The sequence below is a fragment of the Mesorhizobium sp. P2_D6 genome (assembly GCF_056404315.1).
In genome coordinates this window covers 248,444-262,515 of the sequence record NZ_JBFUEG010000001.1, presented here as the reverse complement: position 1 = coordinate 262,515, position 14,072 = coordinate 248,444, and the positions used below count along the sequence as shown (strand labels likewise).

14 protein-coding genes are annotated in these 14,072 nt (G+C 63.4%); 1 reads left to right on the top strand and 13 read right to left on the bottom strand.

Going from position 1 to position 14,072, the window contains the following annotated elements:
• Positions 1 to 3: 3 nt before the first annotated feature.
• The 11 genes from AC1D1L_RS01160 to AC1D1L_RS01110 form a co-directional block, all read right to left on the bottom strand.
• Positions 4 to 411, bottom strand: coding sequence for an aconitase X swivel domain-containing protein (locus AC1D1L_RS01160; RefSeq protein ID WP_477338146.1), 408 nt, complete (start codon positions 409 to 411; stop codon positions 4 to 6).
• The gene (locus AC1D1L_RS01155; RefSeq protein ID WP_477338144.1) at positions 408 to 1,661 is read right to left on the bottom strand and encodes an aconitase X; all 1,254 of its coding nucleotides are present in this window, start codon (positions 1,659 to 1,661) and stop codon (positions 408 to 410) included. Before AC1D1L_RS01155 ends, AC1D1L_RS01160 begins: the two co-directional genes overlap by 4 nt.
• Positions 1,658 to 2,146, bottom strand: a complete 489-nt coding sequence (locus tag AC1D1L_RS01150) for a GNAT family N-acetyltransferase (RefSeq protein WP_477338142.1) — start codon at positions 2,144 to 2,146, stop codon at positions 1,658 to 1,660. Before AC1D1L_RS01150 ends, AC1D1L_RS01155 begins: the two co-directional genes overlap by 4 nt.
• A gap of 4 nt (positions 2,147 to 2,150) precedes the next feature.
• Entirely contained in the window at positions 2,151 to 2,906 is a 756-nt protein-coding gene (locus tag AC1D1L_RS01145) for a molybdopterin-synthase adenylyltransferase MoeB (RefSeq protein ID WP_477338140.1), read from the bottom strand.
• A gap of 31 nt (positions 2,907 to 2,937) precedes the next feature.
• Entirely contained in the window at positions 2,938 to 4,083 is a 1,146-nt protein-coding gene (gene recF, locus AC1D1L_RS01140; protein ID WP_477338138.1) for a DNA replication/repair protein RecF, read from the bottom strand.
• A 59-nt stretch (positions 4,084 to 4,142) separates the two neighbouring features.
• Positions 4,143 to 5,261: a DNA polymerase III subunit beta gene (dnaN, locus tag AC1D1L_RS01135; RefSeq protein ID WP_477338136.1), complete on the bottom strand. Its 1,119-nt coding sequence runs from the start codon at positions 5,259 to 5,261 to the stop codon at positions 4,143 to 4,145.
• Positions 5,262 to 5,618: 357 nt separating this feature from the next.
• Complete coding sequence (gene dnaA / locus AC1D1L_RS01130; RefSeq protein WP_477338134.1) at positions 5,619 to 7,163, bottom strand: chromosomal replication initiator protein DnaA; 1,545 nt, start codon at positions 7,161 to 7,163, stop codon at positions 5,619 to 5,621.
• An 850-nt stretch (positions 7,164 to 8,013) separates the two neighbouring features.
• Positions 8,014 to 8,280 (bottom strand): 30S ribosomal protein S20, encoded by a 267-nt coding sequence (gene rpsT, locus AC1D1L_RS01125; protein ID WP_023681995.1) that lies wholly within the window; start codon positions 8,278 to 8,280, stop codon positions 8,014 to 8,016.
• 239 nt (positions 8,281 to 8,519) lie between these two features.
• Positions 8,520 to 9,293 carry an enoyl-CoA hydratase gene (locus AC1D1L_RS01120; protein ID WP_477338132.1) on the bottom strand — a complete coding sequence of 258 codons (774 nt, stop codon included), beginning with the start codon at positions 9,291 to 9,293 and terminating at the stop codon, positions 8,520 to 8,522.
• Positions 9,294 to 9,434: 141 nt separating this feature from the next.
• On the bottom strand, positions 9,435 to 10,325 hold the full coding sequence (gene mutM, locus AC1D1L_RS01115; protein ID WP_477338130.1) for a bifunctional DNA-formamidopyrimidine glycosylase/DNA-(apurinic or apyrimidinic site) lyase: 891 nt from the start codon (positions 10,323 to 10,325) through the stop codon (positions 9,435 to 9,437).
• Positions 10,318 to 11,559, bottom strand: a complete 1,242-nt coding sequence (locus AC1D1L_RS01110; RefSeq protein WP_477338128.1) for a phosphopentomutase — start codon at positions 11,557 to 11,559, stop codon at positions 10,318 to 10,320. The genes mutM and AC1D1L_RS01110 overlap by 8 nt, the downstream gene beginning before the upstream one ends.
• Before the next feature lie 169 nt (positions 11,560 to 11,728).
• Between AC1D1L_RS01110 and AC1D1L_RS01105 the strand changes: the two genes are divergently transcribed.
• Positions 11,729 to 12,685, top strand: a complete 957-nt coding sequence (locus tag AC1D1L_RS01105) for a phosphate/phosphite/phosphonate ABC transporter substrate-binding protein (protein ID WP_477338126.1) — start codon at positions 11,729 to 11,731, stop codon at positions 12,683 to 12,685.
• A gap of 9 nt (positions 12,686 to 12,694) precedes the next feature.
• Here the strand turns inward: AC1D1L_RS01105 and AC1D1L_RS01100 are convergent, their stop codons facing one another.
• Both AC1D1L_RS01100 and AC1D1L_RS01095 read right to left on the bottom strand, forming a co-directional pair.
• Positions 12,695 to 13,318, bottom strand: a complete 624-nt coding sequence (locus tag AC1D1L_RS01100) for a TadE/TadG family type IV pilus assembly protein (protein ID WP_477338124.1) — start codon at positions 13,316 to 13,318, stop codon at positions 12,695 to 12,697.
• Between the two features lie 36 nt (positions 13,319 to 13,354).
• The gene (locus AC1D1L_RS01095; RefSeq protein ID WP_477338122.1) at positions 13,355 to 13,969 is read right to left on the bottom strand and encodes a TadE/TadG family type IV pilus assembly protein; all 615 of its coding nucleotides are present in this window, start codon (positions 13,967 to 13,969) and stop codon (positions 13,355 to 13,357) included.
• Positions 13,970 to 14,072 lie beyond the last annotated feature (103 nt).

Here is a 14,072-nt window from a genome sequence, read left to right as displayed (position 1 = left end):
CGCTCAAGCAGTGATGGCGCCGTCCGCTGCAACCCGCACATGTTTGCCGCGATAGGCCTCGAACGCATCGCGCCCGAGCCGCAAAGCCAGCGGTGTCTGCCAGCCCATTTCCTTGGCCACGATCAGTCCGAGTAGCAGGATCGCGTCCGGCTCGTGCAGCACCAGTGCTGCCGGCGCATGACCATTGTGGACGAGCTCCATCAGCACGGCCGACGCCGAGGACGAGCCGATCGTGCCGGGCAGGAACAGCACGCGGCCGGCAATGGTCTCGCCATGCTGCGGGTGGCGGACATCGGCGATGCGGCCACTCTTCGGATCGACGCCGCCCCAGAAGCTGATCGGCGCCGTCAGCACCAGCGCGGCGCCTTCGCCGCCACTGCCGGCCACCAGGATTTTGGCCAAGGCGCTCATACGGCGATATCCGTAAAGCACGGCTTACCGATGACGGCGCTTTCGACGCAGTCGGCCAGCGAGCCATAAAGCACGGCGTAACCGGTATTGCCCGGCGCGTATTGCGCGAATTTTCCCGAATTGGTCATCAGCACGCCGCCGGCAAGCTTCGGCAGGATCGGCGTCACCACAACACAAGTGTCGGCGACGATGACCACGCCGCTCGCCTCGAGCGTCTTGCGCTGGCCGTTCCGTTCGAGCGTCGTGAGCACATGGCGGCCGGTGCAGGCATATATCGGCACGCTAAGCCGCCGCCCAGCGATCAACCGCTCCAGCGCATCGAATTCGGCCGAAGACAAATGCGGACTGCCGATCGCCACCGCATCGATGGCGGTTTGCGTGATTGCGGTGGACAGGCCGACGCGGGTCTTCGCGGCCATTTCCGGCGTGACGCGGATCACCGTTTCCGGCCTGCCGCCGGCCAGGATGGTCTCAGCGTCGGGTGCCTCAGGCGTGACGCCGGCAATGTGGAAGAGACCGACTGCGCCGGACGATGCTGCCGCCGCGCCGAAAGCTTTCAGCGCGTCCTCGCCGGGATGGTGGGATACGCCGGTGACGACGCCGACGGCATTGCCCACCTCGCGGCCATAGAGGCTGCCCAGCACCGGGCAGGCGATCTCCGAACCGAGGAACGAGGCGGAGAGGCCTGAAACATCGAACACCAGCCGCGCCTGCCGGTTCTCGACGCGGTGCAGGCCGTAATCCGGCGCCCGGCCCGATATGGCGCAAGCAATGTCCAAAAAGTCGCCATAACGGTTGGTGCGCGCGCCGAGCACCGAATTGCAGAAGACCACGGCGTTGGATTCACCCCAGGCGACGTCAGTGCCCTGGGCTGGCCTGTGGCCGGCCTGATAGGGCGCGCAGGTCCAACTCTGCTCGCAGCCCAGCTTGCGGTAGGCCTCCATCATCCGCCGCGCCATGCCGCGCGCCGGCTCTTCGAGGCGCACGCGCGAGCAGCCCATCAAATCGAGTGCGCCGACATTGAGCGTCGAGCGCACGGCAACGCGCGCGCCGCTCTCGACCAGCCTTTCGGCAAACAGCGTGCCGGAATCGCCGTGATAGAGCGCGCCGTCTATATGCGCCGAGGCGATCGGGATCAGCCGCGGCGCGCCGAGCAGCGCAGCACTTTCGGCAACGATGCGCATTGCCATCGCAGTCCCGTCATGGCCCGAGGCGACAGCCTGTTCCTGCGCGCTGAGGGAGAGGCTCACTTAAGCTCCTTGCGCATGGTGATGGAAGTCGGCCGGTCATAGCCCTGATGCGCGGTGCGCGCGATTTCGTGAAAGCCGAGACGGGCAAAGGTCGCGTGATTTGCCGTAAGTTCGATCCGTGTCTGAAGTTCGATGGCTGGCTTGTTACGGCCGCGGGCAAAATCCTCGACAGCCTGCATCAGCCGCCGGCCGATGCCTTGCCCCTGAAATTCAGCTTCGACGGCGAGCTTGCCGACATAGAAATCGGCGGACCTCTCCAGCGCGAAAACGCAACCGGCGATCCGGCCATCCTGCAGCGCCAGGAACACCGCCTCCTGGCCGGCCTTGTCCCGGAGCCTTTCAGTGCTCAGCAGATGGGCCGAGGAAGGTGGGTCGATGACGCCGTCCATCGGCGCAAAGGCTCGCATGATCAGGCCAAGTACTTCGTCCCAGCACTCGAAGCCGGGGGCAAGCTGCGTGACCAAAACACCGATGGACCGATCCATACGATCAGCTTCTCTTGTAGCGGATCGTATCGAAGCGCGCCGACAGCGCATCGTAGAGCAGCAGCCGGCCGACCAGCGGCTCGCCGATGCCGGTGATCAGCTTGATCGCTTCCATCGCCTGCAGCGTGCCGATGACGCCGGTCAGCGCGCCGACAACGCCGGCCACGGCGCATGACGGTACCAGCCCTTCCGGCGGCGCTTCGGGAAAGAGGTCGCGATAGCTCGGGTTAGGTTTGCCGTCGGCGCCGGTGTCGAACGGCATCAGCACCGTCACCGAGCCGTCGAAGCGGCCGACGGCGGCGTGCACCAGCGGCCGCTTTTCCGCCGCGCAGGCATCGGCCACGACATAGCGCGTCTCGAAATTGTCGGAGCCGTCGACGACGATGTCGTAGCGCGCAATGAGGGCAGCGGCGTTCTCGGCCGTCAGCCTGAATTCGTGCTGTTCGACAGCGACATGGGGATTGATACGGGCGATCGCCGCCTTGGCGCTCCCGGTCTTTGCGGTGCCGACCGCGTCGGTGGCATGGATCACCTGCCGCTGCAAATTGGACAGCGAGACGATGTCGTCGTCGACAATACCGAGCGTGCCGACGCCGGCGGCAGCAAGATACTCCAGCACCGGCGCGCCGAGCCCGCCTGCGCCGATGACCAGCACCCGGGCCCGCTTCAGCCTCTGCTGGCCGGCGCCGCCGATCTCAGGCAGCACGATGTGGCGGGCGTAACGTTCAAGCTCTTCGTCGGTGAGGGCGGCAGGGGTCATTGCCGGACCATATAGTGAGAGGAAAATCTTGTCAGGGGGCTTCGGTTGGCCCAACCGTGCCGTGGTCGACCGTGAGGAATTGCGCGCGTCCTCTAAGGCTGGAAAACAGCGAGGCGTCGGTTCCGGTCATGAAGGCCTGGCAGTTCAGCTCTTCCAGGATCGAGAACAGTGCGGCGCGCCGGCCGGCGTCGAGATGCGCGGCGATCTCGTCGAGCAGCAGGATCGGCGTCATCCCCGACATCTCGCCCGTCAGCCTCGCATGCGACAGCACGATGCCGACCAGCAGCGCCTTCTGCTCGCCGGTCGAGCAGAGTTCGGCCGGCATCGCCTTCGGGCGGTGGCGCACGAGAAGATCCGAACGGTGCGGACCGTCCAACGTGCGTCCGGCAGCGCGGTCACGCTCGCGGCCTTCGGCGAGGGCGGCGCGATAGCGTTCCTCGACGTCGACCGCTGGCGAAGAGGCCACATCGCTTTCCAGGTCGCCGAACAGGCTGATGTCGGCCTGCGGAAACGGCCCGCTGCTGGGCAGCCTGTCGATCATGGCGGCGAGCAGGCGCACCAGTTCGGCGCGCGCCGCGGCAATCGCCACGCCGGTCTCGGCCATCTGCATCTCGATGGCATCGAACCAGGCGCTGTCGCGCGAGCCTTCCGTAAGCAATCGGTTACGCCCGCGCATCGCCTTCTCATAGTCGAGCGCGCGCTGGCCGTGGCCGGGATCGATCGCCAGCACCAGCCGGTCGAGGAAACGCCGGCGGTCGGCGGCAGGTCCCGGGAACAGGCCGTCCATGGCCGGCGTCAGCCAGACGACGCGCAGCCACTCGAGCATGGCATCGGCAGAACGCGCCGGCGCGCCATTGATGCGCACCTTGCGGCCGCCTTCGCCGGCGGCTTCGCCCCCGGTGATTCCGGTGCCGATCTCGACCTGGCCATCCGGTCCGTCGAGCCTTGCATGCAGCGCAAAGCCACCATCGCCGCCTTCGCGGGCCACGTCGGCATAGGGCGCGCGGCGCAGGCCGCGGCCGGGCGTCAACAGGGAGATGGCTTCCAGGAGATTGGTCTTGCCGGCGCCATTGTCGCCGGAAAACACCACGGCGCCCGGAGAAAAGCCGATCGACAACGCCGCATAGTTGCGGAAATTCGTAAGTGTAAGCTTACTTATATGGCTTTGCTGGGGCAACCGCTATCCGCCTGTAGAAGTCGCCGCAGCCGTCACGCCGAAGGTTTGCCGCAGCGCGGCTACACCCGCATCGGCATCAGCACGTAGAGCGCGGTTTCGTCGGCCATGTCGTGGATCAGCGTCGGCGAACCGGCATCGGCCAGCATGAATTTCGCTTCCGTGCCGGTCAGCTGGGCGGCGACGTCGAGCAGATATTTCGCATTGAAGCCGATCTCGATTGGATCGGACGAGTAATCGGCGGCCAGTTCCTCGGTGGCGCTGCCAGAATCCGGATTGTTCACCGCAAGCGTCACCTGGCCTTCTGTAATCGAAAGCTTTACCGCGCGGCCTCGCTCCGAGGAGATGGTCGAGACGCGATCGACGGCTGCGGCAAAACTCTGGCGATCAATGATCAGCTTCTTGTCGTTGCCGGTCGGGATGACGCGCTGATAGTCCGGGAAGGTGCCGTCGATCAGCTTCGAGGTCAAAACCACGCTGCCGATGGTGAAGCGGATCTTGGTGTCGGACAATTCGGTGGTGACAGCGACATCCGGATCATCGACCAGCTTCTGCAGCTCACTGACCGTCTTGCGCGGAATGATGATGCCCGGCATGCCTTCGGAACCCGCCGGGGCGTCGATCTCTGCGCGCGCCAGGCGGTGGCCGTCGGTTGCAACGGAGCGCAGCTTCAGCTTGCCGCCGGTCTCATGCGTGTGCAGGTAGATTCCGTTGAGATAATAGCGCGTCTCTTCGGTGGAGATGGCGAACTGCGTCTTCTCGATCAGGCCTCTCAAGGAGACGGAATCGAGCCGGAAGATGTGCGAGAACGACCCGGCCGAAAGCTCGGGGAAATCGGACTGCGGCAGGCATTGCAGGCGAAAGCTCGATCGCCCCGACGTCACCGTCATGGCATTGCCGTCCTCGTCGGTCTTCAGCATCACCTCGGCGCCGTCGGCCAGTTTGCGCACGATGTCGTAGAGCAGGTGCGCCGGAACCGTCGTCGCCCCGCCGCGCTCGACCTTGGCGGGTGTCGCTTCGGTTACTTCGAGGTCGAGGTCGGTGGCTTTCATTTCAAGGCTGGCGCCCTCGGCGCTGAGCAGCACGTTCGACAGGATCGGTATGGTGTTGCGCCGTTCGACCACGCGATGAACGTGGTTGAGCGACTTCAGGAGATTTGACCGTTCCAGGATAACACGCATGACGAAACAGGCTCGCTTGAATGAATGAACGGGTCACCAGTGGGCGGCGCCCCGCGAAAGGTCTGAACAGGCTCAGAATCTATGCAAACTGACAGGAAAAAGCCGTTAAACGCAAGCCCGCGCCACCGGTTCGCGCCGGTTACGCGGGCTTTCTGGGGATAAAGCGGGCAATGGCTGCCAACCTATGCATGTCGCCCAAAAGTGCGCAGCGGTTTTGGGACAACGACATGCATCAAAAAGGACTATGTCGCCCAAAAGTGCGCAGCGGTTTTGGGACAACGACATGCATCAAAACAAGAAATTTAAAGCGCGCCGACCGAATACTCTAAACCCGGCGCGCTCTGTTTGCCTCGCCGCTCAGGCCTGGTCGTTGATCAGCCGCCTGAGTAGTTCCAGCTCTTGCGCCAGCGTGTTGTCGACGCCGGAAAGGTCCTCGATCTTTCGCACGGCATGCAGCACCGTGGTGTGATCGCGACCGCCGAAACGCCTGCCGATCTCCGGCAGCGAACGCGGCGTCATCACCTTCGACAGGTACATGGCGACCTGCCGTGGCTTGACGATGGTGCGCGTGCGCCGGTTGGACAGAAGCTCTGTCTTCGACACATTGTAGTGGCGCGCCACGATGCGCTGGATGTCCTCGATGCGCACCCGCTTCGGCTCGCCCGAGCGATAGATATGGCCGAGGATTTCGTCGATGCGGTCGATGGTGATCGCCGGCTCGAACGACTGACGGAACAGCAGCTGGTTGAACGCACCTTCCAGTTCACGCCCGCTGCCGGTCACGGTGCGGGCGACATGGTTGAGGATCTCCTCCGAAATATTGAGCGACGCATCGTCGACCTTGGCTGTGGCAAGCCGCAGCTTGAGCATGCCGATGCGCATGGCGAAATCCGGCGCCGACATTTCCAGCGCGACACCGCCATTGAGGCGCGAGCGCACGCGCGGCTCCAGCGATTCCAGTTCCGACGGCGGCCTGTCGGCTGCGACCACCACCTGCTTGGCGCTGTCGAGCAGCATATTGATGAGATGGCAGAATTCATGCTGGATCGACTTGCCCTGCAGGAACTGCATGTCGTCGATGATCAACAGGTCGATGTCGCGCAGCTGTTCCTTCAGCGTCAGCGCATTGTTGTCGCGGATCGCGGTGGCGAAGCGCCACATGAAATATTCGGCCGTCAGGTAGACCACGCGCGATTTCGGATTCTGCTTCAGCGACTCGGCCGCGATCGCCTGCAAAAGGTGGGTCTTGCCGAGGCCGACGGTGGCATGGATGAACAGCGGATTGAAGCGAACCGCGCTCGACTGCGATTCCGCCACGGCTTTGGCGGCAGCGAAGGCCACCCGGTTCGACGGGCCTTCAATAAAGGAGCCAAACGTGTAGCGCGGGTCGAGCGGCGACCCCAGCACATTGTGCCGGAACTCGGCCTCGATCGGCGTGCCGGGGCGAGGGGCGGGTGCCCGCTCCACCCGGCCTGGACCCGCCGTACCGGCCGCCAGTGCGGTCTGCGTCTGCTTGGTCATCTTGCGCGCAGGTACGGCTTCGGGCTCGACGCCATTGCGGGCCGGACGGGTCGCGGTGCGCACGACGATCTCGATTTTCAGGACCTCGGGGTCTTCGTGCTTCCACAGGTCGGCGATGAGATCGAGATAGTGACCATTGATCCACGAGCGCAGGAAGGCCGTGGGCACAGAGATGCGTACAATGCCCCGGGACGCCTCCGCCACCTTCATCCGCCCGAACCAGCTCGAATAGACCTCGGTTCCCAGACGCGCCTTCAACTGGGCCTTGACCCGGTCGAACTTCTGTTCCGCGTCGCTGGAAGCCCCCATGTCGTGCGCTCCGACCAATGTTCCAGGAAATGGCAGGTCGCCCGTAAGCTCCCGCTCGATGCCGCTCTGCATGATTGTGCGTCCCTTGTTCTTCTGTACCTTTTTTCCGCCGGGGATGCGCCTCCTGCACCCATGTTTCCGACGACCGTATCTTCGCTACAACACCACCACCGCCGCCGGCGAATGACGTTGCCTCGTCAACAAGGGATCGGTCCCGGCTGCTTAAAGCCAGTCCGTCTGACATGTTCGGGCAAAGCGACACCACCCGGCGAAAACGCCGGTGTGCCATCGACCTGCCATGTACAAATTACGCCAGTCCCCTACCGCATCGAACAGACAAACCGTACCCGTTCGCGGAATTGATCCGCGTCATGAATTCTGCCACTGTGAGCTGGCCGATTCAGGCTGGGTTATGGGCTAACGGCCCGTCCCTTTCGATAGATCGACATTACCGAAATCGCTGTGGATAGGGCAAGGCCACGTCTAACGGATTTTTAAGGAATCTGGCTACTGATGAACGGTTCGGGTCCCGTCCTGGAACCGTAGATTTTGACAAAGCCATTGTGATTCAAACCCTTTTGCCGCGAATATGAAAATGGCTGTGCGGTTTGAAATTTTCTGAAATAATTCGCTTGACACCAACTTGCCGCCTGTCGCCCACAGGCGATGTGAACAAGCTGTGGATCACCGACTGCAAGCCATTGAAAAATATCAGTAATTTGTGACAGTCAAATTTATTGGCGTGGGCCGTTTCGGCGGATTGGGATATCAGTGGGAGTGTATATGCCGGCAAAGCATTCCGAACTCTGGAATGCGGGCCGGGCGCGCTTTGCGGGCGTTCTTTTTTAAGTACTTGCCGGCAAACGAAAAAACCCGGCGCGATCGGCCGGGTTTGAAAGAACGACAGTTCAGGAACGGTCGATCAGGCCGACAGCACCTTGAGGCGGTGTGCCAGACGCGACACCTTGCGCGATGCCGTATTCTTGTGGATCACGCCCTTGGTCGCGGCGCGCATCAATTCCGGCTCTGCGGTCTTGAAGGCTTCCAGCGCGGCTGCCTTGTCGCCGGCAGCCAGTGCCTCTTCGACCTGGCGGACATAGGTACGCACGCGCGAGCGGCGGTTCTTGTTGATCGCTGCGCGGCGGGCGATCTTGCGCGTTGCCTTTTTGGCCGAGGAGGTATTGGCCATGGTGCCTCTCTTCTGATCTGGTGAGCGCATGCGGGATGCCGCAGGGCGCAAAAAACAAACGGGCAGCCAACGGCCGCCTCGGTTGGAGCGGCTTATAGTTCAGCTTTCCTGGCACGTCAACGCCGCTTTGGCTTCTTTTTGGCCTCCGCCGCCAGAGCCTGATGCCGAAAGGTGTGAAGCCGTTTTTCTCGGACGAACGGAAACCGTTTGTCGCGGCATCATGCTCTAACGCGTTGACGCTAGCGGTTGGTGAAATTCGGCTTCCGTTTCTCGGCAAAGGCCGCCATGCCTTCCTTCTGGTCGTCGAGCGCAAACAGCGAGTGAAACAGCCGGCGTTCGAAGCGTAACCCCTCGGCCAGCGTCGTCTCGTAGGCGCGGTTGATGGCCTCCTTGGCCATCATCACCGAGGGCAGCGAAAATTCGGCGATCCTGGCTGCGGCCTTCAGCGCTTCGTCGACCAGTTCTCCAGCCGGCACGACGCGCGACGCCAGGCCGCTCCGCTCGGCCTCCGCGGCATCCATCATCCGTCCGGTCAGGCACATGTCCATGGCCTTCGACTTGCCGACCAAGCGAGTGAGCCGTTGCGATCCGCCCATGCCGGGAATGACGCCAAGCGTTATTTCGGGCTGGCCGAATTTTGCCGTGTCGGCGGCAATGATGAAATCGCACATCATCGCCAGTTCGCAGCCGCCGCCCAGCGCATAGCCGGCGACCGCCGCGATCATCGGCTTGCGCGTGCGTGTGAATTCCTCCCAGCCGACGAAAAGATCCTGCACATAGGCGTCGGCGTAGGCGATGGTCTGCATTTCCTTGATGTCGGCGCCCGCCGCAAAGGCCCTCTCGGAACCGGTGATGACCATGGCGCCGATGCCCGGATCAGCATCGAACCCCTTTGCTGCCACCAATATGTCCGCCAGCACCTGGGTATTTAGTGCGTTGAGCGCCTTGGGCCGGTTCAGCGTGATCAGGCCGACCTTGCCGCGCGTCTCCGCGATGATGGTTTCATAGCTCATGGGCTGGCCTCCTCGTTCCGGCATTGAAGGATCGGTCTAGAGCAATTCCAGGAAAAGTGTGAGCGGTTTTCCGTCCGGATTTGCGTCAAAACAATAGCTAGAACGGGTGGCCGTTTCCGTGAAACGGTGAGCCGCTCTAGCTCACCGCTGACAGGTCCGGCAATAGAAGGTCGAGCGGCCGCTTTGCACGACGCGCTCGATATGGCCGCGGCAGCCGGGCGTCGGGCAGGGCTCACCCTCGCGATCGTAGACCGCGAAGGAATGCTGGAAATAGCCCAGCGACCCGTCTGTGTGCACATAGTCGCGCAGCGACGACCCGCCGGCGGCGATCGCATCGGCGATGACCGAACGGATTGCCTCGGCCAGCCGTTCGCTCTGTTCCTTGGCCTTCTTGCCGGTCCCGGCGATAGTGCCTGCCTCGCGCAATGGCGACAGGCCGGCGCGCCACAGCGCCTCCGACACATAAATGTTGCCGAGTCCGGCGATCAGCTTCTGGTCGAGCAGCGCCGCCTTCAACGGCGATCTGCGGCCCTTCAGCAGCGAGGCGAGCAGGGCGCCGTCCAGCGCGTTGCCGGTCGGCTCAACGCCCAGCCCCGCCAGCATCGGATGCGCGTCGGCCAGCCCTTCGGCAAACAGCATGAAGCCGAAGCGGCGCGGGTCGTTGAAGACCACGCGAGATTGGACGCCGGCTGGCGATACGAGGTGGAACACGACATGGTCGTGCTTGGCATCCTTCGAGCGCTCGTGATGGAACGTGCCTGGCGTCGCGCTGTCATCAGCGGTTTCGATACGAAACGAGCCCGACATGCCGAGATGGCAGATAAGAACCGGGCCGCCGTCCAGATGCATGGTCAGATATTTGGCGCGGCGGCCAAGCGCGGTGATGGTCTTGCCGGTCAGCCGCTGCGCAAATTTCGCCGGAAACGGAAATCTGAGATCGGGCCGGCGTGCCTCGACGCGCACGACGCGCGAGCCTTCCAGAACCGGCTGAAGGCCACGCCGGACCGTTTCGACCTCAGGCAGCTCAGGCATGGCCGCCTATCGTCGCATGGAAGGAGGTACCGTGTCGGCCTTGCCCCAGCGCGAGGTGTTCGGCCACGGTTTCACCGATATCGGCGAAGGTCGTCCTGAGCCCAATGTCGCCGCCCGTGAGACCCGGTGCGGTGCCGATGACCGGAATGCGTTCACGCGTGTGGTCGGTGCCGCGCCATGTCGGGTCGTTGCCGTGGTCGGCGGTGAGGATCAGCAGATCGCCCGGCTTCAGTTTCACCAGCGCCTCGGGCAGCCGGCGGTCGAAGGCTTCGAGCGCCGCCGCATAGCCGGCGACGTCGCGACGGTGGCCGAATTCGGTGTCGAAGTCGACGAAATTGGCGAACACCAGGTCGCCGTCGCCGGCATCGTCCATCGCGCCCAGCGCCTTGTCGAACATTGCCATGTTGCCGGGCGCCTTGCGCACTTCCGAGATGCCGCGGTGGGCGAAGATGTCGCCGATCTTGCCGACCGCGATCACCCGGCTGCCGCGCCCGGTCAAGCGGTCGAGCAGCGTCGGCTCGGGCGGCGGCACGGCGTAGTCATGGCGGTTGTAGGTGCGCTCGAAGGTGGCGGATGTTTCGCCAAGGAAGGGCCGTGCGATCACCCGTCCGATTTTCAGCGGGTCGACCAGCCGGCGCACCGTCTTGCAGAACTCGTAGAGACGCTCCAGGCCGAAATGCACCTCGTGCGCTGCTATCTGCAGGACGGAATCGACCGAGGTGTAGCAGATCGGCTTACCGGTGCGGATATGCTCCTCGCCGAAGCGCTCGATGATCTCCGTGCCCGGCGCATGGCAATTGCCGAGAATGCCCGGCACGTTGCCTTCGCGGATCATCGCTTCGGTCAGTTCGGCAGGGAAGGCGGGCACCGTATCGGGGAAATAGCCCCAGTCGAAGCGCACCGGCAGGCCGGCGATTTCCCAGTGGCCCGACGGCGTATCCTTGCCGCTCGAAATCTCCTGCGCGGCGCCGTGGAAGGCGGAGGCCGAAACAGCGTCGGCCGTGCTGTCGAACCGGAAGCCGGTCGCAGTGTGCGCGGCGCGGGCTAGACCGAGTGAAACCATGTTGGGCACCAGAAGCGGTCCCTTGCGCAGGCCTTCGCGATCGGCGCGGCCTTCCGCGCAGGCCTGGGCGATATGTCCGAATGTGTTCGACCCGGCGTCGCCATAGCGTTCGGCATCGGCCGCGCCGCCAATGCCGAAAGAATCGAGAACGAAGAGGAAAGCGCGCGCCATCGGTGCCGTCATTGCCAGTCTGGGTGACCAGACATAAGGTCCCGTCGCGGCATTGGCAAATCGGAAACCAGGCGGCAACGCAATAGTCGCAACGGCGGGCAGGCGCGGGTGTACGCATCCTTGCGACACGCGGCGCGCTTCGAGGAACGGCGGTACGAGGCATGAAACGATGACACGGGCGGATCTCGCCATAGGGCCGGGTTGGAGGGCATTGGCGACCAGCGTGGCGTTGCTGGCCTTGCCGCACGCCGCGCACGCCGACTGGCGCGACCAGATCGGGACGTTTCGGATCGGCATCGTCGCCGAGCCGGGCTCAGGCAACACGGTTCCGGGTCTGGCCCTGCTGACAGACGCCTACGGCAAGGCGCTTGGCATGAAGGTGGAATTTGTCGTCGCGCATGACTATGCGGCGCTGATCGAGGCACAGGCCACTGCCCGGATTCAGTACGCGGTCTATTCGGCGACCGCCTACGCCACCGCCTTGGAGCGCTGCGGCTGCGTCGAACCTCTGGTGGCGCCGGTCGATGCCGACGGCGCCACCGGCATCCGCTCCGTGCTTTTGACGCGCGACAGCAAGCTTCCCGATCTTGCAGCCATGCAAACGCACCGCATCGCCATGGCGCCTTCCGATAATGTCGGCGGTTCTCTTCTGCCGCTCGCCGGGCTGGCCGCCGATGGCATCAAGATCAGCCAGGATGCGCCATTCCTCACCCATGCCGGCTCGGCCGCCGCTGCCGAAGCGATGCTGGTCGATGGCCAGGCCGATGCCGTGTTCGGCTGGGAGCGGGCCACGGCGGAAAACCGGACCGCCATCGCTGGCGATCAGCCGACTGACCCGGACGGCACTGCGGCGCGGCTGGAGGCGGCGGGAATTCCAAAAGCCGCGCTCCAGATCATCTGGACCTCCGATGTACTGCGATACGGCCCCCACGCCGTCCGCAGCGATCTCGATCCCGAAGCCAAGCGCCGGCTGACCGTCTTCCTCACCAATCTCCGATCGCAGTCGCCGGAAGTGTACGACTTCGTGGAAGCGAAACATTCCGGCGGCTTCATATCAGCCGCCGCTGGCGACTATGCGATGGCAACAGCCATCGTGCGCCTGCTGTCGGATAGCAGCGGCCAATAGATCCGGGGATCAGCAGTTGCTGCAGGGCAGCGTCAGAACCCGGCGCGGCCTGAGATAGTAGGTCTCGCCCATGTTGATGGTGCTGAAGAAGGAGCTGGTCAAGCCAACCCGTTTCGCATTGTCGACGTCCCATGCGATGATGGGCTGGTAGCCGAGCTGGCTTTCGACACGGATAAGGAAAGTGTTCCTGATCCTAAGCGTAGCGGGCACCGTGGTTGGATCGTCCTTCTTAGCGTCGGCGGAATAGGTGCCGTTCACCACCTTGCGCGACCACACTACTCTTGCCGTGGGCGAGGCCTCGTCCGTCATCTGTATCGCCGTGACGATGATGTTCGGCGTTGAGCGGTTGTAGGGCTGCAGGGTCGAGGTACCGATCTTCATGATCGCATCGACGTCTGCTTGCGTGACCGACGTCTGCTGCGTCACGAGATCCGCAACCATGGAGCCGATGCGGCTGACCTTCTTGCTGGTCTCGATGGCCTGCGAGGCCTCCATGGTCACGAAATACATGACCAGGAGCACAGGCACGATGAAGGCGAACTCGATGGCCGCGACGCCGCGGCGATCCGAGCAGAATCGCATCGCTCTTGCCCAGATACTCGAAAACCCCTGATGCGCCCCCGCACGATACATGCCTGTTTCCCTTTAAGCCAAAATGACGCTGCGTTCTCAGTCGTCGAACGGTTCGTTCTGCCAGGTCACCGATGCGAAATGCAGCGTGTTGCCGTCTTTCAGATTGGCCATCGATTTGGCCATGAAATCGGTCATGACCGGCCATTTGTAGAAGACCCGCAGCATATTCTTCGTTTCCGCCAGGCCCGGCGTCACGGCTAAGCTCATCGAGTTCGTGCCTTGCGTCAGCACGATCTCGCCATTGACGATCTTGAAGCCAGCCGTGGCGGCATCGGCAAAGGTCGGATATTCGCGCAGATCCACCAGCAGTCCGGGGCAGGTCTTGGCGACCATGATCTCCAGTCTGGTGCAGATGAGGTCCCGGAGCTTGGTTCCGGTCAGGTCGGCCGGCTTCAACTGGCCGGTGCGTACCTGGCGGGCAACGTCGTCGGTGATGTTGGCCATCACCTCCTGGCCGGCAAATGAAATGCAGCTCTCGAGGATGGCGAAGACGAGAAGCGCAAACGGGATCGCCAGCATGGCGAATTCCATCGCCGTGCTGCCGCGACGATCGCCAAGGAAGCCGCGGGTAAACGTTACGCGTCCAGCCTTGCCCTTCGCGATCTCGCGTCCTGAATCCTCGTCCAAACGCCCGTCCAAAACGTCGCCCATGTCACGTCCCTGCCGATCCTGATGCGGTACCGTCAGCAACATTAGCGAGAACCCATTGAGGTCCGGTTTGGATGACCGCTAAATTCGGCGGGAAGGCATTAAC